Annotated in this window: 23 protein-coding genes and 1 pseudogene; 10 read left to right on the forward strand and 14 right to left on the reverse strand. The window is 68.1% G+C overall.

Features of this window, described 5'->3' with window-relative positions; all coding sequences use genetic code 11:
• Positions 1–497: 497 nt before the first annotated feature.
• Positions 498–641 carry a hypothetical protein gene (locus ACFO3J_RS24940; protein WP_386433336.1) on the forward strand — a complete coding sequence of 48 codons (144 nt, stop codon included), beginning with the start codon at positions 498–500 and terminating at the stop codon, positions 639–641.
• A gap of 561 nt (positions 642–1202) precedes the next feature.
• Here the strand turns inward: ACFO3J_RS24940 and ACFO3J_RS24945 are convergent.
• The 6 genes from ACFO3J_RS24945 to ACFO3J_RS24970 form a co-directional block, all read right to left on the reverse strand.
• Positions 1203–1589, reverse strand: a complete 387-nt coding sequence (locus ACFO3J_RS24945; protein ID WP_386433339.1) for a peptidase inhibitor family I36 protein — start codon at positions 1587–1589, stop codon at positions 1203–1205.
• A gap of 910 nt (positions 1590–2499) precedes the next feature.
• Positions 2500–3291 (reverse strand): Crp/Fnr family transcriptional regulator, encoded by a 792-nt coding sequence (locus ACFO3J_RS24950; RefSeq protein WP_386433342.1) that lies wholly within the window; start codon positions 3289–3291, stop codon positions 2500–2502.
• A complete protein-coding gene (locus tag ACFO3J_RS24955) occupies positions 3288–3617 on the reverse strand; it encodes a hypothetical protein (RefSeq protein WP_386433345.1) in 330 nt (109 codons plus the stop codon). The genes ACFO3J_RS24950 and ACFO3J_RS24955 overlap by 4 nt, the downstream gene beginning before the upstream one ends.
• A gap of 766 nt (positions 3618–4383) precedes the next feature.
• Positions 4384–5106 carry a hypothetical protein gene (locus ACFO3J_RS24960; protein ID WP_386433348.1) on the reverse strand — a complete coding sequence of 241 codons (723 nt, stop codon included), beginning with the start codon at positions 5104–5106 and terminating at the stop codon, positions 4384–4386.
• On the reverse strand, positions 5103–5714 hold the full coding sequence (locus ACFO3J_RS24965) for a sigma-70 family RNA polymerase sigma factor (protein ID WP_386433350.1): 612 nt from the start codon (positions 5712–5714) through the stop codon (positions 5103–5105). Before ACFO3J_RS24965 ends, ACFO3J_RS24960 begins: the two co-directional genes overlap by 4 nt.
• An 885-nt stretch (positions 5715–6599) precedes the next feature.
• A protein-coding gene (locus ACFO3J_RS24970; protein ID WP_386433444.1) for an IS5 family transposase occupies positions 6600–7393 on the reverse strand; the annotation gives its coding sequence in 2 pieces (ribosomal slippage) (positions 6600–7061 and positions 7064–7393; 792 coding nt in all).
• A gap of 90 nt (positions 7394–7483) precedes the next feature.
• On the opposite strand from ACFO3J_RS24970, the gene ACFO3J_RS24975 reads away from it, so the two are divergent.
• The 6 genes from ACFO3J_RS24975 (at position 7484) to ACFO3J_RS25000 (ending at position 13157) form a co-directional block, all read left to right on the forward strand.
• Positions 7484–8254: a transposase family protein gene (locus ACFO3J_RS24975; RefSeq protein WP_386433353.1), complete on the forward strand. Its 771-nt coding sequence runs from the start codon at positions 7484–7486 to the stop codon at positions 8252–8254.
• Positions 8255–8500: 246 nt separating this feature from the next.
• Positions 8501–8638, forward strand: coding sequence for a hypothetical protein (locus ACFO3J_RS24980; RefSeq protein ID WP_386433355.1), 138 nt, complete (start codon positions 8501–8503; stop codon positions 8636–8638).
• On the forward strand, positions 8639–8830 hold the full coding sequence (locus ACFO3J_RS24985) for a hypothetical protein (RefSeq protein WP_386433358.1): 192 nt from the start codon (positions 8639–8641) through the stop codon (positions 8828–8830).
• A gap of 335 nt (positions 8831–9165) precedes the next feature.
• Positions 9166–9729: a hypothetical protein gene (locus ACFO3J_RS24990; protein WP_386433361.1), complete on the forward strand. Its 564-nt coding sequence runs from the start codon at positions 9166–9168 to the stop codon at positions 9727–9729.
• Between the two features lie 790 nt (positions 9730–10519).
• Positions 10520–11998, forward strand: coding sequence for an aminotransferase class I/II-fold pyridoxal phosphate-dependent enzyme (locus ACFO3J_RS24995; RefSeq protein WP_386433447.1), 1479 nt, complete (start codon positions 10520–10522; stop codon positions 11996–11998).
• A 601-nt stretch (positions 11999–12599) separates the two neighbouring features.
• Entirely contained in the window at positions 12600–13157 is a 558-nt protein-coding gene (locus ACFO3J_RS25000; RefSeq protein ID WP_386433364.1) for a hypothetical protein, read from the forward strand.
• A 346-nt stretch (positions 13158–13503) separates the two neighbouring features.
• On the opposite strand, the pseudogene ACFO3J_RS25005 reads toward ACFO3J_RS25000, so the two are convergent.
• A pseudogene (locus ACFO3J_RS25005) lies at positions 13504–14160 on the reverse strand (lipase family protein).
• A 762-nt stretch (positions 14161–14922) separates the two neighbouring features.
• Here ACFO3J_RS25005 and ACFO3J_RS25010 point away from each other — a divergent pair.
• Complete coding sequence (locus ACFO3J_RS25010; RefSeq protein WP_386433367.1) at positions 14923–15180, forward strand: STAS domain-containing protein; 258 nt, start codon at positions 14923–14925, stop codon at positions 15178–15180.
• On the opposite strand, the gene ACFO3J_RS25015 is transcribed toward ACFO3J_RS25010, so the two are convergent.
• A complete protein-coding gene (locus ACFO3J_RS25015) occupies positions 15181–15444 on the reverse strand; it encodes a hypothetical protein (protein ID WP_386433370.1) in 264 nt (87 codons plus the stop codon).
• A gap of 25 nt (positions 15445–15469) precedes the next feature.
• Between ACFO3J_RS25015 and ACFO3J_RS25020 the strand changes: the two genes are divergently transcribed.
• Positions 15470–16300 (forward strand): integrase core domain-containing protein, encoded by an 831-nt coding sequence (locus ACFO3J_RS25020; RefSeq protein ID WP_386433373.1) that lies wholly within the window; start codon positions 15470–15472, stop codon positions 16298–16300.
• A gap of 272 nt (positions 16301–16572) precedes the next feature.
• Here ACFO3J_RS25020 and ACFO3J_RS25025 read toward each other — a convergent pair whose 3' ends face one another.
• The 6 genes from ACFO3J_RS25025 to ACFO3J_RS25050 all read right to left on the reverse strand — a co-directional run bounded on the left by ACFO3J_RS25025 (position 16573) and on the right by ACFO3J_RS25050 (position 22347).
• Positions 16573–16878, reverse strand: coding sequence for an ArsR/SmtB family transcription factor (locus ACFO3J_RS25025; RefSeq protein WP_386433376.1), 306 nt, complete (start codon positions 16876–16878; stop codon positions 16573–16575).
• A 70-nt stretch (positions 16879–16948) separates the two neighbouring features.
• Positions 16949–17251: a hypothetical protein gene (locus ACFO3J_RS25030; RefSeq protein WP_386433379.1), complete on the reverse strand. Its 303-nt coding sequence runs from the start codon at positions 17249–17251 to the stop codon at positions 16949–16951.
• Positions 17252–17515: 264 nt separating this feature from the next.
• On the reverse strand, positions 17516–18277 hold the full coding sequence (locus tag ACFO3J_RS25035; RefSeq protein WP_386433382.1) for a class I SAM-dependent methyltransferase: 762 nt from the start codon (positions 18275–18277) through the stop codon (positions 17516–17518).
• 101 nt (positions 18278–18378) lie between these two features.
• A complete protein-coding gene (locus tag ACFO3J_RS25040; RefSeq protein WP_386433385.1) occupies positions 18379–19596 on the reverse strand; it encodes an aminotransferase class V-fold PLP-dependent enzyme in 1218 nt (405 codons plus the stop codon).
• A gap of 1 nt (position 19597) precedes the next feature.
• Positions 19598–20914 carry a pyridoxal-phosphate dependent enzyme gene (locus ACFO3J_RS25045; RefSeq protein WP_386433388.1) on the reverse strand — a complete coding sequence of 439 codons (1317 nt, stop codon included), beginning with the start codon at positions 20912–20914 and terminating at the stop codon, positions 19598–19600.
• A complete protein-coding gene (locus ACFO3J_RS25050) occupies positions 20911–22347 on the reverse strand; it encodes a Y4yA family PLP-dependent enzyme (protein WP_386433391.1) in 1437 nt (478 codons plus the stop codon). The genes ACFO3J_RS25045 and ACFO3J_RS25050 overlap by 4 nt, the downstream gene beginning before the upstream one ends.
• A gap of 396 nt (positions 22348–22743) precedes the next feature.
• Between ACFO3J_RS25050 and ACFO3J_RS25055 the strand changes: the two genes are divergently transcribed.
• On the forward strand, positions 22744–23727 hold the full coding sequence (locus tag ACFO3J_RS25055) for a metal ABC transporter solute-binding protein, Zn/Mn family (RefSeq protein WP_386433394.1): 984 nt from the start codon (positions 22744–22746) through the stop codon (positions 23725–23727).

A 23727-nucleotide genomic window follows, 5' to 3' on the forward strand; every position in this document is an offset into this window, starting at 1 on the left:
GCGAAGCTCCTGGCAGCAAAGGCCGATCTTGGTTGACGACCCGTCTGCCAGGAGCTTTGTCGTTCTGCCACGCCAACCCCTGCGATTCTCAGCCATGTTGGATAGGGCTCAGTTCCCCAGTCAACAGCGAGACGCTTGGTCTGATTATCATATCGCCCGGCCATCGTCCGACTTGGCGGGAGGGTCGCGCCATTGCAGAACTCACTCATTAGGAGGAACTGCAGTCATGTGAGCATACGCAAATGGCGGCTCAGTCGTTGAATGTGAAGACCGCACTAGCGGAATCGTGTAGGTGGGGTCCCTCGCGACTCGTATCAACTTCTCAGGGCGATCAAGCCGCGAGGGCCCCGGACAGTGGAGGCGTTATGTCGCCAACTTTGCCGTGCTCATGCCCGTCCCGGGAGCGGGATGATCAGTCGCAGCCCGACCGGCCCGGCCGAGGACTGTTGCAGGCCGGTGCGCAGATGCTCCTGGTCGCAGTAGGCGGAGTCGCGTTCGTGCTGGAGTCCCTTCGAGGCCTTTCACCTGCGGAGGCCAGTGGTGTCGCGGTCTCGCTGACCGGCGGCCTGAACGCTGCTCTCATCTTGCCGCACACCATGGGCGCATTGAAGGACAAGGTGCTGCGGTTCATGCGCTCGTAACACCTCACCTTTGTGTGGGCCGCCGGTTGCTTTCCGGTGGGGCGGCACTGTGCTTACTCAGTGTCGCCCTGCTTAACGGTAAGAGTCCGCTTTCGTTCCCCGATTTAACCCGAAAGGGTGAGAGGGCGGAGCCTTGCCTGGATACTGAGGCGTGTTACAGTGCGCGCCCAACCGGCGGTTTTTGCATAAGGCATCAAAGAGCAGTCTCATGCGATCAGTTGTGAAAGTGCCGGTGGGGTTGACTCCGGCGAGGCGGCGGTAGATCTCTGTCGCCTGTTCGGTGGCGGTCGGTGTCTCCGCACGGCGTCCCGTCTTCAAAAGCCGGATGCTGAGGTTGGACAGCGAGGCGGCGAAGCCGGGTTCCGGCACAGGCGCCTCGTCCCGGCCGCAACGGTTGCGGCGCCGTCCGAGGCGTTGCCGACCCGGCACGGTCAGGGAGACACCGGCGCTGCCGCAGCCGGCGGCACGGTCACGCTGGCCGGCCGCCTCGTGTCCGACCGGCGCTGTCCTTCGTCGTGGATGTCCGGGCCCGGGCGGGTGCGCGTGGAGTCCGGACATCTGTCATGTGCCGCAGTAGGAGCTGTTGACGCGCAAGCTGCGTGTCTGATCGTTGAGGGCGTAGCTGCGCAGGTCGTTGATGCTGCCGCCGGGGACGACGCAGACGTGGGAGCCGGTGTAGAGGCGGTGCCGGTAGACGCGGGCGGTGCGGTTGGAGGCGTTGCGGATGGAGCTGCCTTTGTCGCGGATGCTGGATGGGAGTTCCGCGACGCTGCCGTCGACGGCCCGTTTGACCCAGGGCTGACCGCCGTAGTTGATGTCGGGGTAGATGCAGACATAGCCGGCCGGGCAGGTGATTTCCGCGGTGGGACGGGCGTCGGCGGCAGGGGCGGACAGGAGCAGTGCGGCCACGGCCGCGGCTGCTGCCGCCGCGTACATGCGGGGTTTCATACCGCCAGTACAGCCATGCAGAGATCAGCAGTCGGCCAATGGGCATCAAAGGAAACCCTTTTGGGGTAATCAGTCATATCTGACGCCTATTGGGGATGTGTTATCAGCTGCCACGGTGTGGGGCCTGTCTCGTCCATGATCGGCACCCCCGTCGTCACCGAGGTGCTCTCAGACGTAGGGGCGGACTTCATCAGGCACCACATCGGCGTTCCAGGGTGGCTTCGCAGTAGTCGCTGCATCGCACCGGGACGGTCGTGTTCGGCCCGCTCGGCCGGCTGCCAGCAGTTCTTGCGCTCGCGCCGGACAGTAGTCCGTGCACGAACGCCCCTGCCGTCGTCCGGGGGTTCAGCGCGCCTCCGGCGGCCCGCGACGCGGGCTATGGCCCGGTCGAACATTGCCCGCCAGCCCCCGGGTGCCGATCGGAGTCGGGCCGGGAGACTTCCGGTCGGTCGACGTGCGAGTGACCGGGAGAAGCCTGAGCGCGCTGTACACCGACGGCGTGGTCGAGACCCGGAGAGCTGATATCGACCGAGGTGAGCGCGGCTCCGTACTCGTAGTGTCCGTTGACCGAGGCGGTGCTTTCCGTGGCCGACGCGCCCGGCACGCCGGAGGTGGCTGCCAGCTGCAGGCAGTCGCCCTGCCAGATGTCGGCCCCGGTCGCGGGTTCGGAGTGGACGTCGTCAGTGAGGATGCCGACGGGGCCTGGCCGCGGCCCACCGATCTATGCTGGCCGCCGTGCGTTCGGGTGGCGCGGCACAGTTGAGGTTGTGATGGCCGTCCTTTGGAGGGTGCGGCCTGGGGCCGGCCGGAGAGCGGGCCGTCCCGCCTTGCGTGGTGGCGGGTGTGGTCCTGGGGGCTGGGGGAGCCGTTCCGGGCCGCATTGTGGCGGCCCGGAACGGCGAGGGAGGGGTCAGTAGTCGGGCTGGATGCGGCTGGGGGAGCCGGCTTCGGCCCACAGGGCTCGTGGTTTGTGGATGGCGTAGGTGCGGTGGTTGGTGCTGAGGATCTCTTTGTCGCGGAGTTCCCTGAGGGCGGCTTCGATGCTTGCCCTGCCGAGCATGAGGGCTTCGGCCAGGTTGGTCTGGGTGGGTCCGGTGACGGTCAGGCGGGGTGGCTGTTCGCTGCTGTGGCTCCATTCGGAGAGGTAGAGGAGGAGATGTGCCACGCGTTGCAGGGCGGCGAGGCGTGAATTGGCGTAGACCATCTGGGACTCGGTGCTGCTTTTCGCCACGGAGGCCAGGAGTGCCTTGCCGAAGGCGGGTTCGGAGTCGAGGAACTCTCTCATCTTCACTATCGGGATGGCGTCGACGACGGAAGGCGTCAGGCACGTGACAATGGTCGTGTACAGGGATGCGTCGTGCTCTGTTTTTTGTTGAGGGTTGAATGGTGTGGACAGGTCGTTTTCGCCGATGACGGATCCGGCCTGGCGGAACCTCAGCGAGGCCGGTCTCATGTGGCCCGCCTCGGGGAAGAGGATCTGTTCGGTGATGCACCCGGATTCCACGAGGAAGACGTGGGTGGCCCGGTAGCCGGCGTCTTTGAGGGTGGTGCCCCGGCGGACGGACTTGCGGACGGCGGCGCCCAGGACGGCCGCGGCCAGGCCGGGCGGCAGGTTGTCGAGGAAGGCGGACGTCCGGGCGCCCTTCCTGAGCCTTCGGGCTTCGGACGGTGTCAGAAGGGGGGATGGGGGGATGGTGGTCATGTCCGGCCCCGCACGGGGCCGGCCGAGGCTCTGGCCAGGGCGCCGATGGCTTTGCCGCACAGGCCGGGCCCGGGCGGGCTCTGGCCGGCGGGGCGGCCGGTGTGCTGGGGAGGGGGCGCGATCAGGCCGATCACGGGGGGCACGCTCGCGAGGAGGGTGCCGCCGGCCAGCATGACCGCGGCCACGCGGGCGGGGTGCTTCCGCAGCGTCTTGACGATGACGATCGCGAGGCTCGCGACGGTCAGCACGACGGCGGTCACTGCAGCGAGGTACAGCGAATAGGCGTACACGGTGGGTTCTGCTACCTCCTGGGAAGTACTTGCCAAGGCCCTTGCACCGGAAGCCGCTAGGACTTGCCCGGACGGGTGTCGCGCCTGTGGTGAGCAGTCCCGTTCGGGTGAAACCCGGTAACCGCTGAGGATATATGAATGCCTGAGAAGCCGTTAATTTGCCCTGTGTGCAGGGGGATTGGGCAGGTCAGGGCGGTGTCGGCGGCGACGGCAGCGGGAGCGGCATGATCGTAAGCGGAGAAATCCCGGTGATTCACGGCCACTTTGCGTCATGGATTGCTCTCGCAGAGCGCGCAGTCTCGGTTGTATATGATCTTTTTGTTATTAACATCCTGCAAGGATCGGCGACTTGGTTGCTTCCCGGTGTCGGACCCTCGTGATATTCTCCGGACCTTCACCATCTACTCGCGGGTAATACTTGGTTTCAGGGCTTCTGGTGCCATGAAAGTTCCCTGAAACTAGGGACGAACCAATGGTCTGACCCCTGATTCCATGGTTCTGGGGATAACATGGGGTCCGGGTGCGGTTATATGTGCACTCGCTGGACGGTGGCTTGCCAAGGCCCGATTCAGCACTGGCCGCAGGGACCCCCGGGGGTGGTGCCCTGGGATGACCTGGGTCACACGGCGCCATCGAATGACTCGATGGCGCCGTGTCGTCTCCGCACCCGGTCCCGCCGTCGCGCCACCGTCTCCTCAGGCCCGCACGGCCGCCGCGGCGAGGCAGCGGGCAGGTACGCGGCACACCTCTGCCGGCGGCGCCGGCCCGGCTGCTGGGGCGCCCGGCCGTCCACGGGATGCCTTCAGTGTCGGGAGGAGAAGTCGTGGAGGCGGTCGGCGAGCCGGCGGTCGGGGCGGCTGACGATCCCGCTGGGGTGGCGGGAGGCAAGGCGGTCGACCTCGACCTCCAGGCTGCCGGGGGGCGGGGCGCTGGCCGCTGATCCGTTGCGCCGCACGTAGAGCGCGACGGTGCCCAGGCCTTCCAGGAAGTCGCCGTCCGGCGCGGTGTCGGCGGCTTCTTCAATAGCCCAGGTGACCTGGTGGTACCAGTGCTGTGACTCCCGGGTCTCGCCGAGGACCAGGTGGTGCAGGTGCAGGCAGTAGGCGGCGATCCGGTTGCCGGCCCCCGCGGCCAGCTGCCACCAGAACTGGGCCGATTCCGGCTGGCGGGTCAGGTGCAGCAGGCACGCGAAGACCACGGCGCCCTGGATGTCGAGCCTGTCCTCCAGGAAGTGGCGCTCGGCGGCCGGCAGGATCGTGATGGAGTCCTCCGTGCTGCCGCGGTCCTCCGGCGGCTCCTGGACCAGGCGGTCGACGTGGGCAGCGGCGCCGGGGGTGTTCAGCACCCACCGGCACATGATGCCCAGGCGCTGCCCGGCCTGGGCGGCGCGCAGGACTTCGGGTGTCGGGCTTCCCGTGGCGGCCTCCGCGGCGAGCCGCCGCAGGCCCGCCGCGACATCGAAGCCGCAGGAGGAGGTCGGGACGGCCGCGTCGGCGAGCAGGGCGTCCAGGGCGGCGGATGTCACTGGCGTGCTCCCTTCCGGGTGGTCTCGGCGGGCAGGCCGAGCTGGACGCGCAGTCGCTCCTTGGCCCTGCGCAGGTGGTAGTCGACGGTCCGCTCGTTCTTCAGTCCCAGCAGCCAGGCGATGTGCGTGGTGCGGTAGCCGAGGACGAAGCGCAGCACGATGACGTCGAACTGACGGGTGGGCAGCTGGGCGATGGCCGCGTACAGGCCCCGGCTGCTGTCCATCAGGTGGAGGCGGTCGCGGGCGGAGTCCAGAGCCTGGGCGGTGTGCAGCGCGCGGAGGATCGGCCCGTTGATGACCAGCGCGGGCGGCCGGCCGTCGGCCTCCAGCTGCCGGCTGACGAGCCGGCGCATGATGGCCCACGCCTGCTGCTCCAGGTTTCCGTCGGCGAGCAGCTCCGTCCAGTTGCCCAGGATCTCCAGGAAGCCGCGGTGCACCGCCTCTTCGGCCTCCTCGCGGTGCCCGAGGGTGACCTCGGCGTAGTCGTGGAAGGCCTCCTGGTGGCCCAGGTAGAAGGCTTCGAAGTCCAGCGGCAGGGCCTTCAGCGCGCCGACGGGGGGAGCGCTGTGCGGGGCTGCGGCGGCCTGGTCCGGAACGTCATCGTTCACAGCGGCCTCCGGTGGTGCGTGGGCGTCATCGTGATCCTCTGCGAGGGGCGGCTCGGACCCCCGGCACGGTGCCGGAGGTCCCCGGGTCTCAGCACCACTCAAGCGATTTCCCGGCCCGGTCACGCATCCCTTCACCTGAAAAAATCACTCCATGATCATGAATCAGCACGTTCAGTAGTAAGTATTCTTCCCAGAGGGCGCTGACCTGCGGCGACGCCGGATGCACTTGCAGAACCGCTCAAAAGCGTTCTTAGAAGTGCTCTAGATCACACAGGTGCATAAACGTAACGATTCGTGATCATGCGAACTGGGCAAATCAGAAGGCTCAAAAGGATCAATCGGTCACATCAGTGAATCAAGTCAGACAACTTGCTGCGAGCAACCAACGCCACAGGGCAACAGAGCTGTTGATGCCGGCGACGGGCCGCCGCGAGGCAGTGTCCGTGGCCGGCCCTGCCGCGAAGAGGTGCCGTCGAGCCCGCCATTGCCGGGGAGCAGCCCTGCTGCAACGCAACCGCGGAGGGCGCGGCGTGCCGGCCGTGGCTCCAGCCTGGGGCCCCGGCTGGCAGGGCAGAGCGAGCCGGAGCAGGGTCGGGAGCCTGTGAAACCCGGCAGCGGCGAGTCCCTCAGCCGCGCCGGGTCGCTGCGAGCGGGCAGGCGTTGCCGACAGGCCGAACGTCCTGCGCGAACGACCCCGCACGAGCTCCGGCGTCTCGCCAGCGCCTTCGTCGGCCGCCTTACCCGAGGTCTGCATCGCCATCGAAACGGGCGGCAAGCACCGCGACGTCGTCATCACGCCCCGGCCGAAGATCACCCGACCGGGAAGCCACACTCGAACCCATGCTCACCATGAGCGATAGAGCATCGGCTTCCTAAGAAGTCGTCTCATTTGGTGAGTCTGCGGTAGCAGATGAGGGTGCAGGCGATGCTGGTGAAGGCGAGGAAGTGCTCGGCTTTGCGTTCGTAGCGGCGGTGCAGGCGGCGGCAGCCGGCGAGCCAGGCCATGGTGCGTTCGACGGTCCAGCGGTGACGGCCCAGGTGCTGGGAGGACTCGATGCCTTTGCGGGCTATGCGGTGTGTGATCCCGCGTAAGCGGAGCCATCGACGCAGGTGGTTGTAGTCGTAGCCTTTGTCCGCGTGCAGTTTGGCGGGACGCCGACGCCGCGGACCGCGGCGGGAGCGGATCGGCGGAATGCCGCAGACCAGTGGGATGAGGGCTTGGCTGTCGTGGAGGTTCGCCCCCGAGATCCCGACGGATATGGGCAGGCCGGACCGCTCGGTGATCAAGTGGATCTTCGAGCCGTACTTGCCCCGATCGACAGGATTCGGACCTGTCAGGTCCCCCTTCTCATGGCCCTCATGTTCACCGAGTCGATCGCGCAGCGGCTCCAGTCCAGCCCACCGCGGGCACCGAGTTCGTCCAGCACCAGGCGGTGGAGCTTCGCCCATACCCGGCCCTTGCTCCACTCGGCGAACCGGCGGTGGGCCGTGGGCCCCGAAGGCCCGAAGGAAGGCGGCAACTGCCGCCAGGTACAGCCAGAGGTGGCGACGAAGACGATGGCCGCCAGCACCTCACGGTCTCCGTACCGACGCCGACCACCACCCTGCGGCCGCGACGGCGCAGGCGGCACGACCCTCTGGAACAGCTCCCACAGCTCATCCGGCACCAAGCGCTCCACGATCCCCACGACCACAGACTACCGAACCCACCAAATGAGACGACTTCTAAAGGGTGTTGCAGAAGGGCTAGTTCTGGGCATTTTTCCTGTATGGGTGGGGTGTTGAGGGCTGAGCGGGTGTGGGTGGAGACGTTCACCGGGCTGCGGGTTGAGCAGTTCGGTCGGTTGTTGCGGGCGGTGCGGGAGCGGGGCGGTGAGGGGCCGCGGCTTGGTCGGCCGTGGTGTCTGCCGCTGGCCGAGCGGGTGCTGCTGGCGGCGGTGTACTACCGCACCAATCTCACGATGAGGCAGTTGGCGCCGTTGTTCGGTGTCTCGCCGGCGACGGTCTGCCGGGTGATCCAGAAGCTGGGTCCACTGCTCGCGCTGGAGCCGGTGCCACGTCGTGAAGAGGGGGTGGAGCGGTTGTGGATCGTGGACGGCACGCTGATCCCGGTACGCGACCGGAGTATCGCGGCATCGTCGAAGAACTACCGGTTCTCGGCGAACGTGCAGGTCATCATCGACGCGGACACCCGGCTGGTGGTGGCAGCAGCCCGCCCGGCTCCGGGCAACCGGGGCGACGCGCAGGTCTGGCGTGCCTCCAGCCTGCCCGAGCAGTGCGGGGATGCGGTCGTGCTCGCCGACGGCGCGTACATCAACACCGGCCTGGTCGTCCCACACCGCAAACGCCCAGGCCGTCCATTGCTCCCGGGCGAGGAAGCCGACAACGCACAACACCGAAGGGTCAGAGCTCGCGTCGAGCATGCCTTCGCCCGCATGAAGACCTACAAGATCCTCCGTGACTGCCGCCAGAAAGGCCCCGGTCTCCACCACGCCGTCCAAGCCGTCGCCCACATGCACAACCTCGCCCTGAGCACATGAACACCACCACGCCGAAACCGGTGCCAACCCGCCCGCGAGCACCCTTCTGCAACACCCTTTAAGCAGCGGGCGGGGTGTTGGGGCGGGGTGACGGATTGGTGCGGGGTCTGCGGTTTCGCCTGCGGGGTGAGTGTGGCGGGGCTACGGTCCGAAGAGCGGGTCGACGCGTTGGTGGGGGTTACCGTGTTCGATGCGGAGTTAGCGGTGGGTTATGTGGTCGCGTGGGCGGTGCGCAAGGTTCGACGTGTGGCCGGTGCCGCTGACGAGGCGGTGGACCAGGCGTTGGACGCTGGTGTGGAGCGGGTCCATGATCTGGTGGCGGGCCGGTTGTGCGGGCAGCGGGCGCTGGAGCGGGTGGAGGAGGAAGTCGCCACGAGCCTGTAGTTGGCGATCGAGGATGCCGTCGCCGGTGATGAGGCCTTCGCCGCTGTGTTGCAGGAGGCGGTGGCGGCCGTGCTGGTTGCCACTGAGCAGGCGCCTGCGCCGACTCGCGCGGTGTACGGGAATGTCTTCCACGGACCGATCGCGTTCCAGGTCGGTAACCACGCCACGCAAACCAACACGTTCGGGTCCTGACCGGTGGCCGGCGACACCTACCATGGCCCAAGCGCTGGCCAGGACGGCGACCACAACACCCAACACAACCACTTTCACCCCTCCGCTTCCCGTCCGATCGTCTGGCCGTACCAGGTGGGGGTGATCCCGTCGCGGGCGGGTGGGTTCCAGGATCGGGCCGAGCAGGCGCGGCTTCGCGAGGTGGTGTCCGGTGGGGGGGCCGTGCTCGGCCAGCCGCAGCCGCCGGCGCGTCAGGGCACAGGCGCTGGCGGGCGTGGGGTGCTGTCGGGGATGGGTGGGTCGGCAAGACCTAGCTCGCGGCCGACTACGCCCTCACCTTGTGGGCCGCTGGTGAGGTGGACCTGCTGGTGTGGGTGACCGCGACGGACCGTGCGGCGGTCGTGGCGGGTCTGGGCCGGGCCGGGGTCCAGGTGGCGGGTGCGGATGCGTCGGATCCGGCGGCGGGGGCCGAGGCGTTTATCGCGTGGCTGGAACCCAAGACCGGGCAGGCGGTGTGCCGGTGGCTGCTGGTGCTGGACGACGTGGCCGATCCCGCTGATCTGGCGGGGTTGTGGCCGCCGTCCAGCCCGCACGGGCGCACCCTGATCACGACCCGGCGCCGCGTTGCCGCCATCACTGTCGGCAGCCGTACCCTGATCGAGGTCGGCCTGTTCACCCCCGCCGAGGCCGTCTCCTTCCTCACTGTCGTCCTTGCCGGCCACCAACGCATAGGACGCGCAGGCCAGTTGGCGGCCCTCGCGCAGGATCTGGGACACCTACCGCTAGCGTTGTCCCAGGCGCCCGGCAGGGTTGGCCCGGCCGCTGCTGCACCTGGCCTCGCTGCTCGACCCCAACGGAATCCCGGCCATTGTCCTCACCACCCCACCGGCGTTGGCCTTCCTGGCAGAGCGCCGCGCTGACACGGCTGAGCGGCCTGCGACCAAGCAGGCCGCCTCGGGGGTCAGCGCTGCGGACGTGTCGGCTGGACTGCGGGTGCTGCACCGTCTCAGCCTCATCGACCACACCCGAGACGACCCCCACCAGAATGTGTGGGTTCACGCCCTGGTCCAGCGCACTGTGCGCGACGCCCTCGCCCCTGACCAGCAGCAGCACACCGCACGTGCCGCTGCTGACGCCCTGTTCGCAGCCTGGCCTGAGGTTGAGCGCGACACCGCCTTCGCCCAGGCCCTGCGCGCCAACACCAATACCCTTACTGCCCAGGCCGAACCTGTGCTCCACGAGCCGGACGCCCACCTGGTGCTGTTCCGGGCAGGAAACAGTCTCGGTGAGTCCGGCCAGGTCCTCGCCGCCATCGCGTACCACGAACACCTGGCGGCCACCGCAACCCGTCACCTCGGCACCGACCACCCCCACACCCTCGCCGCCCGCTACGAAATCGCATCTTGGCGGGGGAGGGCGGGGGATGTGGCCGGTGCCGCGTCCGCGTTCGCGGAACTGCTGGAGGACCGGTTGAGGGTGCTGGGCCCCAACCACCCCGACACTCTCACCACCCACCCCGAATCGCCTACTGGCTGGGGCGAGCGGGGGATGCGGCCGGTGCCGCGACGGCGACCGAGGTACTACTGGAGAGCATGGTCGCTTTTCCGGGTTGCGGCACAAACCTTCGATGCCGCGCTGCCGTGTAGCCGGCAGCGCGGCCTGGAGCCCCGGTCTGTTTTCCGCGTTGCCGGACCGGGAAGCCGCACCAGCATGGACCACTCGAAAGTTCCCGTCCTGGACGCCCTGTCTGCATACCAGGAACAGCACCAGCTGCCCTTCACCCCGCCGGGGCACAAGCAGGGACGCGGGGCCGATCCGCGGGTCCGGGCCGTGCTCGGCGACGCCCTCTTCCGGGCCGACATGCTCGCGGTGGCCGGCATGGACGACCGCACCTCCTCGCAAGGCATCCTGGAACAGGCCGAGGAGCTGATGGCGGACGCGGTCGGCGCCGACCACACGTTCTTCTCCACCTGCGGCAGCTCGCTGTCCGTGAAGGCCGCGATGCTGTCGGTGGCAGGCCCGCACGAGAAGCTGCTGGTCGGCCGGGACGCGCACAAGGCCGTCGTCTCCGGCCTGATCCTGGCCGGCATCCGTCCCGTCTGGGTCGATCCCCAGTGGGACCCGGATCTGCACATCGCCCATCCGCCGGCCCCGGAGGCCTATCGGGCCGCGTTCGAGCGGCACCCCGACGCCCGCGGCGCCCTGGTCACCAGCCCCACTCCGTACGGCACCTGCGCCGACGTCGCCGCCATCGCCGGCCTCTGCCACGACCGCGGGCTGCCGTTGATCGTGGACGAGGCCTGGGGCGCCCACCTGCCCTTCCACCCCGACCTGCCCGCCTGGGCCATGAACGCCGGCGCCGACATCTGCGTGACCTCGGTCCACAAAATGGGCTCCGGTCTCGAACAGGGATCGGTCTTCCATCTCCAGGGCGACCTGATCACCAGAGCGACCCTCGCCTCGCGCGCCGACCTGCTGGGCACCACCAGCCCGTCCGTCCTCATCTACGCCGGCCTCGACGGCTGGCGCCGCCAGATGGTCGAGCACGGGCACGGCCTCTACGAGCGGACCCTCGCCCTCGCGCGCGACGTCAGGGCGGCCATCGAGGGCATCGACGGGCTGCACGTCAACGGCCGAGACGACTTCTGCGCCCCGGGCCGCGCCTTCGACATGGACCCGCTCCAGGTGTTCATCGACCTGCACAACGTCAAGTTCAGCGGTTACGACGCCGCCGACTGGATGCTCGAGCACCACCACATCAACCTGCATCTGTCCGATCACCGCCGCATCAGCGCACAGCTCACCCACGCCGACGACGAGACCACCACCGCACGGCTGCTCGACGGCCTGCGCGACCTCGTCGCCCACGCCGACCAGCTGCGCCCCGCCCCGCCCGTCGACATCCCCGACCCCCACGACCTCCGCCTCGACCAGGTTGCCCTCCCGCGCGATGCGTTTTTCGGTGCGGTGGAGCAGATTCCCGCCGACGAGGCGGTCGGCCGGATCTGCGCCGAGATGCTCACCCCATACCCCCCGGGCATCCCCGCCGCCCTGCCGGGTGAGCGACTCGACCAGGCCGTGGTGGACTACCTGCGCAGCGGAGTCCGCGCGGGCATGGTCGTCCCCGACGCCGCCGACAGCGATCTCGGCACCTTTCGCGTGTCCGTCGAGGAAGCCCACGCCGACTGACCGGACAGCGGGTCCGGCAGGCACCGACCAGCCGGACGACGCTCCGGCCGGATCGGTCCGGCAGTGGACAACGGCGGGCCTGTGGCCCACGCCCCGACCGGAGCAGCGTGACCGAGCCATCAGGGGGCTCTTCGTTGCGGTACGCAGCCGCGAGGCGCGGCGCGGGCATCTGAGACGGCGTGCCCGGTTTGCTCCGGCGGGATCTGGTAGACGCCGAAGCCGAGGATCGGAATCCTGAGGCCGTTGTGGAGGATGACGGTTTGCACAGTGATCTTCCCTGTCGCCCGATACGCGATGAGTCGACGCCCGGCCAGTACTCGGCCAGACCAGGGGAACGGGGCTATCCAGAACGTGGGCAGCAGCTTCTCGCCGACCGTCGAGAAAGATGATCATGACGGCGAGGCTGCCGTAGGTCCTGTGCAACAGCCGGCGACACCCGGCCCTGTCAGAAGCAGGGTCGACCGACGCGCACCTCGTCCCCTGTGGCCGGCGAACAGTGCCCGGACGTACCACCCACCTCGCGCGGTGGCGCATCTTCCCGAAGAGTGATCCGGAGAGCCCGGCACCGCCACGGCCGCCCTACGCCAAGAAGAGGAACGACATGTCCGAGCGAAACACTGTCCTGCGCAGCGTCCATGACCTCGGGCTGGCCGCCTGGTTCGGCGGCGCCCTGATGGGTGCCGTCGGCGTGAACGGCGCCGCTGAGCAGGAAGGGAGTACCGAGCGGGACACCGCGCGGATCGCCAGCACCGGCTGGGCGAAGTGGGCACCGCTGGGCGCCGCCGCCGTAGGAGCGCATCTCGTCGGAGGAGCCGGGCTGCTCAACGTCAACAAGGGCCGGGTTCTCAGCCAGCCCGGAGTCACCGCCTCAACCGTGGCCAAGACCCTCCTCACCGGAGCCGCGCTGGCCGCAACCGTCTACACCCGCCTCCTGGGCAAGAAGGTGGACCTCGCCACCTCCGAGGACCCCGACAAGCGCGAAATCTCGGCGAAGGCCCCCGGCGACCCCGACCAGGCCCAGCGCCATCTCACCGTCATGCAGTGGGTCGTACCGGCCCTGACCGCCGGCCTGGTGGTCCTCAACGCGCTCCACGGCGAACAGCAGCGCCCCTCCCGGCGCGGTATGAGCGTCCTGCGCCGCGCCGGCCTGTCCAGTTAAGAAAACACAACCGCCGACACGGACCGGGAGAGCACGCCCAGGGCGAGGACTCCCTTAGCGGACTAGAAACCGCACGCGCGCGGATCGGCAGGCGAACTGGTGGTAAAGGCCGCCCGGCTCTGGTTGATCCGCAGACTGATCGAGGCGATGATCCCGGCACGGAACCCGCAGAAGCCGTATGCATACCGGTCATCAGGCGTGGAGATCGAATAAGAATCCTGATCGGATGGTCTCGGGGTGGTTCGCGGCTTTCGTTGTCGCCGGCAGAGCCGGAAAGTTGTCCCTGCCGGGCCATGATGGCAGCGCACAGACCGGAGCCGGCGCTGTAGGCGGCGGGCCCGGGTGATCAGCTGGTCGTGGCGAGGTTCTTCTCGAACGCGGCGATGTAGCTGGGCAGGTCCTTGATGGCGTCGGTCTCGGGGGCGAACAGGTCGGCCCCGACGCCCTTGGACCGGTCTTGCAGCATCGCGACCATGGGCATTGCCTGGTGGAGCCTGCCGTCGGCGTCGAAGTAGCGCAGGGCGTCGACGTGGGTGTAGCCGGGCTCGGGCGGGAGGTGCGGGACGATGTCGTTGGTGTTGACGAAGCGGTAGCAGCGGTCGGCGAACGCCCTGCTGTGCGCGCCGGCGAGCAGCCGTTCGCAGGTGCGGGGCTGGCCGAAGGTGTACACACCGTCAGCGAGCAACTGCGGATGCTCGAAGTACAGGCGGGCGCCTGCCAGCATCGCCAGCGCCGCGCCGAGGCTGTGGCCGGTGAATCAGATGCTCTGCCCTTGGGTGCGCACATCCTGGATGGTGTCGCGGACCTGGGGGTAGACGGACTGCAGTGCCTGGTGGAAGCCGTAGTGGACGAAGCCCTTGTTTCCCGGGCCGGGAACGGGCGCTGTGTCGATGTCGGTGAGCCAGTCGAGGATCTTGGTGACCTCGGTGCCTCTGAAGCCCGTGACGATCATGCGGTCACTGGCCATGACGTACGCCTGGGTGTCCTCGATCGGGAACGGCATCTCGTGCGTCGACGTAGTCACGCGCTGAGCACGGTGGCACCGACCGCGCCCGTGCCCCACCCGGACGGACGGAGGCGCTTCACCCGGCAGTGGTCAAGAGTCTCGGCGGCGGCTGTTCAGCACTCCGGGAGGCGCCATTGCCGGCGGCGGTCCCGGAACTGGTGTCGGGGGTGCAGGTGGTGGTCACGCCGATCGCAGAGTCGGTGATGTCTACGGTCGCGCACGCGGCGGCGCCGGGTGCGGAGCGGGGCGGCGGCCGCCGGGCGGAGGTGATCCCGCCGACGTCTGTTCGGTCTGGGCAGCTATTGCACTGGTGGAAAGCTCAAGCCTGAGCAGGCGAAGTATCCCGGGCTTGGGCTGGGTGTCGGTCCAGAGGAGGTCACCGCCGCCTACTTGCCGCGGTTCGCGCGGTTTGCGGGCCGCGGTGGCACCGGGTTCTCGCCGAAGCCCCGGCGCAGGAGTAAACTCCTGGACAGCCATTGGTGGTTCCCGTGCCGCTGCATCCTTTCAGATCGAGAAGCGGCGCCTTAGGTGCGGGCTCCTCGATCGTGTGACCGCCCGAAGGGCCGCACACTTCCTTCCCGCCCGCCGGGAACGAGGGGCTCCGCGCACCACCAAGGCTTCAAGAACGGCGGCCATGGCCCCAAATTCCCTCGCGCCTGTCGACCGGCCGGAGCGCGCGCAGACGCACTCCGAAACTGCCGGGCCGATACCCCCACCGTCGACGCCACGTGCACGCTCGAGCAGGAAGAGCGGATACTCGTGATCCGCGCGGCCGGAGACTTCGACGCCGATACCGTCCACTTGATTCAGGACCCTCTGCGGGCTTTCCCCGCGACGCGGACGATCGTGGACCTCAGCGAGGTCTCCTTCGCCGACTTCGCCCTTTTGAACCTCCTGCTGGACGCACGTCCCACCCACCACCTGGTCCTGGCCGGCCTCCCCCGCCACCTGCGCAGACTGTTCGACCTCACCTCAACCGCCGCCTGTAGGGTGCCAAAACTGGTACACGGCCTTTGATCAGGCACTTTGCGGTTCGTAATGATCATGGCATGTTCGGACTGTATGGCGTTGCGCGTGCTCTGCCTGATCTTCGTCCGGCTCCTCGGACTGCTCCTGCTGCTGTCGCGGTCGGAGGATGCCAGGGATATTGAACTCCTCACGCTGCGCTGCGAGGTCGCGGTACTGCGTCGACATCTCGGCACCCGGCCGTGCCTGATGTGGCCGGACGGCGCCGTGCTCGCCGCCCTCAGCCAGCACCTGCCGGGCAGGTTGCGTCGTCACCGTCTGGTCACCCCCCGGCACCCTCATGGCGTGGCACCGCCGGCTACTGCGGTGGAAAGGGAAGCAGAAACCCGCCAGGACCGGACGCCCGCCGATCTCCGAGGGACTCACCGCCCTCATCCTGCGTCTCGCCCGCGAGAATCCGACCTGGGGGTATACCCGCATCCAGGGCGAACTGCGACGCCTCGGCCACCGTGCCGGCGCCTTCACCGTCCGCCGCATCCTGCGCAGCGCCGGCCTGGGACCCGCACCCGGACGAAGCCGTAGCGCCCCGACGTGGCGGGAGTTCCTGCGCGCGCAGGCATCCGGGCTGCTCGCCGCCGACTTCTTCCACGTCGATACCGTGACCCTGAGGCGGCTGTACGTGTTCTACGTGACGGAGGTCGGTGCCCGGACTGTGCACATTCTCGGCGTCACCGCCCACCCCACCGCGGCCTGGACCACCCAACTCGCCCGCAATCTGTTGACCGATCTCGGCCGGCGAGCTGTCGGCTTCCGCTATCTGCTGCGTGACCGTGACAGCAAGTACACCCAGGCCTTCGACGCGGTCTTCACCGCGGACGGAGTCGAGATCCTGAAGAGCGCACCGCAGACCCCACGGATGAACGCCCACGCCGAAAGAGGCATACGCACCATCAGAGCCGAGAGCACCGACCGGCTCCTGATCTACAACGAACACCACCTGCGTCACGTCCTCGCCGAGTACGCCGAGCACCACAACGCCGGCCGGCCCCACCGCGCCCTGCAACTGCGCGCTCCCTCCGACGACCCCAACGTCATCCCCTTCCCCGCACAACGCATCCAGCGTCACGACGTCCTCGGCGGACTCATCCACGAGTACTGCCAGGCCACTTGACGAAGATCAGCACCGCTGGCAAACGCCCACATCAGCGCCTGCGCAGGACTTTTGGAACCCCACAGGGCGCACGGGTGCTGGACGGCCAGCTGCGTTGTCGCCACCGACTGGGGTCAGGTCGGGCCCGGTGAGAGGTCCGGGGACGGCGTCGGTCGATGCGAGGGAGAGGGAGAGTGTTGTCCTCGATCCGGTCGGTCGGATGGTGTGCGAGGCACAGTCTGAGCGTGCTAGGGGGCATATGTCGGGACTGTCGGAGAATGTCCGTGCCACAGTCACTCCTGCGAGTGGCGGATGGCGTCCAGGACAATGTGGGCGACATGGTCGTCGACCAGTGTGTATTCGACCTCTCGGGCATCGCGGCGGGCGGCGACGATGCGGGAGGTGCGCAGGACGCGCAGGTGCTGCGACACCAGGGGTTGGTTCACGCCCAGAGCCGCGACGAGTTCGTGGACCCGCTTGGCGCCGCTCGCCAATTCCCTGACTATGCCGAGCCGCACGGGTGAAGCCAGCGCCCGCAGCAGCTCGCTGGCAGTGAGCAAATCCGGTGCGGTGCTGTCCGGGCGTGCACTGGCTTCCATATGCAGACATTACCATCTGGGAATCGCTCTCACTTGGGGAGCGCTTTACCGGGAGTTCGCCGCGCTGCGATCAGTGCTCGTCCCAGGCGCCTTCGTGCCCGGCGTGCCGGTGACCGTCGTGCACGTAGTCCGTGTGGTTCTCGTGCAGGACCGCCACGTGTCCACAGTTGTCGCCGTGCTGGTCATCGTGCTCCTCGTGGGGGGCATGTCCGGCGATGACGCATTCGTCGACATGCTCGCCGTGCGCCCGGTGCAGGTGTCCGTCGTGGACGAAGTCGGTGTGGTCTCGGTGCGGAACGGCGACATGGCCGCAGCCCTCGGCGTGCACGTGGTCGTGCGCTTCGTGCGGCTGGTGATGGGTGGCGGTGGACAAGGCAGAACTCCTTCTGTGGTTTCGAGCGATTTGCCCTTTCTGGTTAAATCGTACATTAGCATATAGCAATCTCAGCATGTATTATCTGTGTGCGGATGCTGGCCGCCGTTGCTGTGCGGGGGTCGGCGAGGGTCCTCTTGGGAAATAGCACTCTTGTCCCGGGTCTTGTGCCTCGGGGCGTCCGTCCGTGGGGCGATTGGGGATGGTGCCTTGGATCGCCCCACGGCCTCGCATCCGAGCTGCGGTTGTCGGCGGCGCAGCGTTTCAGCGCACGGCGACCAGGACGTGACTCGTGCCGAACTGCCAGATGGACCCGGCCTGGGCGAACCGCGCCTTGCGCAGGAGACCCACGTGCCGGGACAGGGACAGTCCGTTGTCGCGGGTGCCGGCGGAGGCGGGTGGCCGGCGCAGGCGCTCGGCGAGGAGGTCCGTGAACGCGGGGTCCTCACTGACGGCCGCCCACCATGCGTCCCAGTCCTCGTGGTCGAACGCCTGCTGGCGTTCGGCCCGCAGGCGACCGATTCGCGCGCTGATCTCCCCGGGGCCGGTGGACTCCGGAGCGAAGTGGTCGCCGTTGACCAGGGCGCCTGCCGGGCGCAGGACGGTGCTGATCTGTTCGTACGTACGGCGCAAGACGGCCTGCGGCAGGCAGTGCAGCGCTGTGGTGGAGACGACCGCGTCGACCGGTCGGTCGAGTTTCATGGCGGCGATCCATGAGTCCGTGCCGAGCGACGCTTCCACGAAACGGGCGGCGACGCCGTGGCAGCGACGGGCGAGTTCGAGGACGAGTGGGTCCCGGTCGACGCCGATGATCTCGATACGCGGCATTCTCGCCGCCAGACGTGCCGTCAGGGAGCCCGGTCCGCAGCCCAGGTCGACCACCAGAGGGCGCGGCCGGCCGGCCGTGACATGGTCGACCACGTCGGTGATGACGTCGAAGCGCTCTTCGCGGGCGATGGCGTAGCGCTGCTGCTGGCCCTCCCATCGCCGCACGTACTCCCGCGCCGTGTCGGTGCTCAACGCCATCGCTGCCCGCCTTTGCCGTTCGTGGTTCCCGTCGCCGGGAGCTACAGCGTACTATTGAAAACTGTTTTCATTCCAATCGTGTGGAGCGGAGCTGGCCATATTCACCCCAGCGAAGCCAGGACGCCGACCAGTCGGTCGATCTCCTCGGGGGTGTTGTACACGTGAGTGCTGACTCTGACTGAGCCGGTCTTCTCGCCGGCGCTTCCCTGACAGTGGTTGTCGCTGCGCACCATGAAACCGTGGCTGAACAGCACGAAGCCCAGGTCCGACGAGGTCAGGGAGCGGTGCCGGAAGGTCACGATGCTCTGCCGACGCTGGGTGGCTGAAGCGGTGTCGAGGCTCAGTTGGCAGCCCAGAACGTGAAAGGCATCAAGGCGGCTGAGCGCGTCGGTGAGCCGGAGGGCCAGCGCTGTCGTCCACCGCTCTATCCTGTCGATGCCCGCATCATGGAGCCAGTCGAGCGCGGCCAGAAGGGAGACGGCTCCCGCGGTATTGGGGGTTCCGCTCCAGCCCTGAGGCCGGAAACGCGGGCCGCGGACCTGGCGGGACCACAGAGCGCCAGTGCCGGGCAGGGCGAGGGCTTTGTGGCCGGAGAACGCCACGAAGTCGACGTCCAGATCGGTGACGGAGACCGGCTGGTGGCCGATGCTCTGGGACGCGTCCAGGCATATCACGGCGTCGGGGCCGACAGCCTGTCGGATGCGGTGGATGTTCATGTCGGCGCCGTAGACGTGGTGGACGTGGGTGACGGCCACGAACCTGGTCCGGGGACCGACCGCGGCGGCCAGTGCGCGGTGGTCGTAATCTCCTGAGCTGAGCTGGTATGGCATGGGACGCAGGCGTACGCGCACCCCTTGGCGCGCGAGGAGGTCCTGGGTCTCCTGCCAAGGGAGGATGTTGGCCTGGTGGTCGGCGAAGGGCACGACGATCTCGTCGCCGTCGCGCAGGTGGAGCGGGAGCCAGTCGCGGGCGACGGTGCGCAGGGCCTCGGTGGCCCCGCTGGTGAGCAGCACGTGGGAGCTTTCAGGAGACGGATCGTCGAGCATGTTTTTGATGCGGTCCCGGGTGCGTTCGACCAGTTCGGTGGTGCGGTTGGCCCAGGTGTAGGAGCCGCGGCCGGCGTTGGCGTTGGTCGTCGACAGGTAAGCGGTTGTCGCATCCAGGACGGCCTGTGGTTTCTGGGAGGTGGCGGCGTTGTCGAGGTAGGCCGCCTGGTCGGGATCGGCGAGGATGGGGAACTGCGCGCGCAAGCGCTGCTGCCAGGAACGCAGTTCGCGAAAGGTCGCTTCGGTGCCCCGGGGTTCGTCGGTAGGGGTCATGTCAGTCCCTCTCCAGGGGGGCGCCGGCGTCCCGCCAGGCTACGATTCCGCCGGTCAGGCTGCGGCAGTCCGGGTGTCCCATTCGGGTGAGCAGGGCGGCGTAGCGGGCGGACTGCTCACCGACGGGACAGGCCAGCAGCACGGGCTGCTTGAGGCTGAACGGCAGCCCGCCACGCAGGAGTTCGCCGAAAATCTCGTCCACGATATTGACGGCGCCCGCCATGTGCAGGGCGGAGTATGCGAAGGTGCTTCGCAGGTCGATGACGAGAGGGCGCACCGCGTCGATCCACGGGCGTGCGTCCTGGACGCTGATCGCGGGAGCGGCGGCGACCTCGGCGGCGGTCAGGTCTCCGATCGCGTGCCGGGCGCGGGTTCCGCCCAGCAACTCGGGCCTGCGATGCCGGATGTAGCTGAGGTAGCTCTCGACCCGGTCGCAGACGATGAAGACGGCCGTCTTGCGCTCGGTCAGCGTCGCGTCGATCTCCCGCAGATGGCGCAAGGCGCCGAAGTAGGCCGCACCGCCGGTCGGGCCGGCCAACATCCCGCAGCGGCGGATCAGCGTCACCATGCCGTCGATGGCCTCGCCTGAGTCCACTTCCTCGATGCTGTCGTAGGTCCGTGGGTCGAACAGGCCTACCTCGTGGACCTCGTCGCGGGTGCGGATACCGGGGATGAAGTCGGATTTCGCGGCGACAAGCCCCACGACCCGCACCGACGGGTCATGGGCGCGCAGTACCGTGGCCACTCCGGTGGAAGACCCCGCAGTGCCCACGCAGGCGATGAACCAGTCAGGCGCACCGCCGAGGTCCGTGATGATCTCCGGTCCGGTGCCTGCGGCGTGCGCCTGGATGTTGCGGGGGTTGAAGTACTGGTCGGTGTGGAGCAGCGGGCTGTCGGAGCCCGAAAGCGCCTGATGGAACAGCGTGAGTGGGTCCTCGGTATTGGTGGGATCCAGGCATTCGCTCTGCCCGGGAAGCTCCTCGATCTCCGCCCCGAGCAGGAGAAGCAGTTCCTTGATCTCCGGTATGCGCATCCGGTTGGTCACACTTTTGAACCGCAGGCCGTGCATACCGGCGATGACGGCCAGCGCCTTGGCCGTGTTGCCGCTGGACAGCTCCACGATCTGGCTGCCGCTCTCGACTGCCGCGGCCAGTTCGGGCCGCGCCATGTTCCAGGCGGTGCGGTCCTTGACCGATCCGAACGGACTGAGCATCTCCAGTTTGGCGTACAGGTCGATGCTGCGCAGGCCGTGCACGGCCGGATCGATGCGTACCAGCGGCGTGTTCCCGATGGCGTCGGTGATGCTGTCGTACCTCAACTTCGTTCTCCCTGCTGGGTATGCGGCCAGTAAGCTTCATCGAGGCACCATTGCCAGGTTTCGCCGGAGCGCCAGGCGGCGACCTTGCGGGCGGCTGGGTGGCGCTGGGCGCGGCTGGAGTGGAAGTCCATGCAGTAGGCCGCCGTGTTGACGAACGCCAGCAGATCCCCGGTCCTCGGGGCCCGCGGCAGATAAACGGTGCGGCGCGTGATCAGATCGGTCTCCAGACACAGGTTTCCGAACAGATGCACGCCGACCGGGCCGCCGTCGGTGTCGCTGTTCGCCCCCGCGGGCGAAAGCAGTACCGGATCCATCAGGACACCGTGTTCCTCAAGAGCGACGTCATCGGCCTTGGCCCCCAGCCGCACCCACAAGTCCGCGCTGTCCGCCAGGGACGGGCGCACTTCCAGTACCGAGGCGAGGGTCACGCCACACTGGTCCAGCAGTGCCCGGCCCGGTTCGGCGTGGACGTCGTACAAGTGCTCCAGCACGAGCGTTGCCAGCCGCCGTCCGCCGTGAGCAGCCGACGGCGCTGCCAGGAGTTCGTCCAGGTACTGCGCCCCCGCTGTCGGGCGCCATGACGGGTAGAGCCCCAGGGAGCCGCGGAGCGTTCCCTTGTCGTTGCGCAGCCCGTATCCGTGATTGCCCCACGTCATGGCGGGCCGGGAGCCCAGCACCGCGTCGGAGAGCGCGCTGGTGTACTGCTCCCATGCCTCCCGCTCGTCCAGGTAGCTGATCCCGAAGCCGCCGCCGACATCGATGACCTGCGGGTCGAAGCCGTGCTCCCGGCACGTGCGCAGGGCCGTCAGGCATCCCTCAAGCGCGGTCGCCTTCTCCGTCAGGCTGGTCGTGTCCAAGTGGTAGCTGACACCGATCAGTTCGACAGCGGCGCGGTGGCGGGACACGTGTTCCAGAGCGTCCTCCAGGTCCCGCGCCGGAATGCCGAAGCGGCTGCGGCGCGACAGGACACGGACGGCGGGGGCGGTGAACCCCGACAGCCGGATCAGGATCCGGCAGCGGGGGAGTGCGTGTGCGTCGACGAGTGCTGCCACGGAGTCCAGTTCGCCGACCGAGTCGACGGCGACAGTGGCGCCCACCCGGGCGGCAAGCCACAGGAACCGCGGGTTCTTCGGACCAGTCGCGGTGATGCGGTCTCCGGTGAACCCGCAGGCAAGTGCGTGCTGGAGTTCGCCGAGAGAGGCCACGTCGACCCCGGCGGCGCCATCGGCGGCAGCCAGTCGTCGCAGCAGGGCGCTGGAGCCGGTGGCTTTGTGGGCGAACAGCACGCGCCCTCGTAGCCGGTGCTTGCCGAACACCGCGTGGAAGTCGGCCGCGTTCGCGGCCACCTGTTCGGGAAGTACGACGTTCAGCGGTGATTCCAGCGCGTCGACGAGTGATCGCAGCAGCTCCGGCGAGTCCAGCAGCGATGCCATGGACGGCCCCACGCGGGGACGTAGATACAAGGGACTTGCCATTGTCTGCCACTGCCTTCCGTCCGGGCCGTCAGGTATCTGACGCGGTAGCAGCATGTCCAGTCACCCGCCGCGTTACGCCCACCGTCACAGGGCCGCAGGCCCTCGCGAGCACCCAGGAACATGGGGAACGCTTTCACTCCCGCTGGGACGCATCGCCGTGACCTGCGCCGACGCGGGTCTTGTCAGAGCGGGGCCGGCGCCTGGCCGGACGACCGACGCCCCGGTCACGATTTTGTAATGATTTTCATCTTGATGTGATCGTCATGGGATTGGAAGTCGTTTTCATCTAATCTGTTGCCGGCTGGCCGGTGGATCCGGCCGCGGCAGGACCCCGCACGCTTTGAGGAGAACACCATGACCATTCCCGCGGCCGTCCGGACGGCGCGCTCCCGTCCGCTCACGTTCGCACTCGGCGGCCTCGCCGCTGCGGCGCTGACCATGGCAACGGCGTGCTCGACGGACTCCTCGTCGGGCAAGGACGACCAGGCGACCCCGTCCGCCGACACGACGCAGCAGAGCAAACAGATCAAGGTCGTCGCGGCCGAGAACTTCTGGGGAAGCATCGCCGAGCAGATCGGCGGCAGCCATGTGACGGTCACCAGCATCATCAACAACCCCGACGCAGACCCCCACGACTACGAGCCGACCGCCGCGGACGCCCGCGAGATGGCGACGGCGCAGTACGCCATCGTCAACGGCATCGGCTACGACTCCTGGGCGACCAAACTGGTCGACGCCAACCCGGCGCCGGGCCGGACGGTTCTCACCGTCGGCGACCTGGTCGGGATCAAGGACGGCGGCAATCCCCACCGCTGGTACTCACCCAGCGACGTGCACCACGTCATCGAGCAGATCACCGCGGACTACAAGAAGGCCGACCCGGCCGACGCCGCGTACTTCGACGCGCAGAAGACGACGTTCGAGACGCAGACCCTCGGCGAGTACAACAGCCTCATAGCGGATATCAAGGCCAAGTACGCGGGCACGCCGATCGGCGCTTCCGAGTCCATCGTCAGCCCGCTCGCCGACGGCCTGGGCCTGAAGATGCTCACCCCGTACTCCTTCCTCAGCGCGATCAGCGAGGGCTCCGACCCCTCCGCCCAGGACAAGGCGACCATCGACCACCAGATCGCCACCAAGCAGATCAAGCTCTACGTCTACAACAGCCAGAACGCCACGCCCGACGTCCAGGAACAGGTCAAGGCCGCCAAGGCGAACGGCATCGAGGTCGCCACGGTGACCGAGACCCTAACCCCGGCCGGCGCCTCCTTCCAGCAGTGGCAGGTCGCCGAACTCAAGGGCCTGCAGCAGGCGCTGGCCAAGGCGACGGGCAAGTAG

It is taken from the genome of Streptomyces polygonati, assembly GCF_042650325.1.
GTDB lineage: Bacteria > Actinomycetota > Actinomycetes > Streptomycetales > Streptomycetaceae > Actinacidiphila > Actinacidiphila polygonati.

Coding starts and splice junctions, on each gene's coding strand:
- ACFO3J_RS25000 (WP_386433364.1), top strand. CDS start 12,600: ATGTCCGAGCGAAACACTGTCCTGCGCAGCGTCCATGACCTCGGGCTG.
- ACFO3J_RS24950 (WP_386433342.1), bottom strand. CDS start 3,291: ATGACCACCATCCCCCCATCCCCCCTTCTGACACCGTCCGAAGCCCGA.
- ACFO3J_RS24975 (WP_386433353.1), top strand. CDS start 7,484: ATGGGTGGGGTGTTGAGGGCTGAGCGGGTGTGGGTGGAGACGTTCACC.
- ACFO3J_RS25040 (WP_386433385.1), bottom strand. CDS start 19,596: ATGACCCCTACCGACGAACCCCGGGGCACCGAAGCGACCTTTCGCGAA.
- ACFO3J_RS25025 (WP_386433376.1), bottom strand. CDS start 16,878: ATGGAAGCCAGTGCACGCCCGGACAGCACCGCACCGGATTTGCTCACT.
- ACFO3J_RS24995 (WP_386433447.1), top strand. CDS start 10,520: ATGGACCACTCGAAAGTTCCCGTCCTGGACGCCCTGTCTGCATACCAG.
- ACFO3J_RS24945 (WP_386433339.1), bottom strand. CDS start 1,589: ATGAAACCCCGCATGTACGCGGCGGCAGCAGCCGCGGCCGTGGCCGCA.
- ACFO3J_RS25050 (WP_386433391.1), bottom strand. CDS start 22,347: ATGGCATCGCTGCTGGACTCGCCGGAGCTGCTGCGATCACTCGTCGAC.
- ACFO3J_RS25055 (WP_386433394.1), top strand. CDS start 22,744: ATGACCATTCCCGCGGCCGTCCGGACGGCGCGCTCCCGTCCGCTCACG.
- ACFO3J_RS25035 (WP_386433382.1), bottom strand. CDS start 18,277: ATGGCGTTGAGCACCGACACGGCGCGGGAGTACGTGCGGCGATGGGAG.
- ACFO3J_RS25020 (WP_386433373.1), top strand. CDS start 15,470: ATGGCGTGGCACCGCCGGCTACTGCGGTGGAAAGGGAAGCAGAAACCC.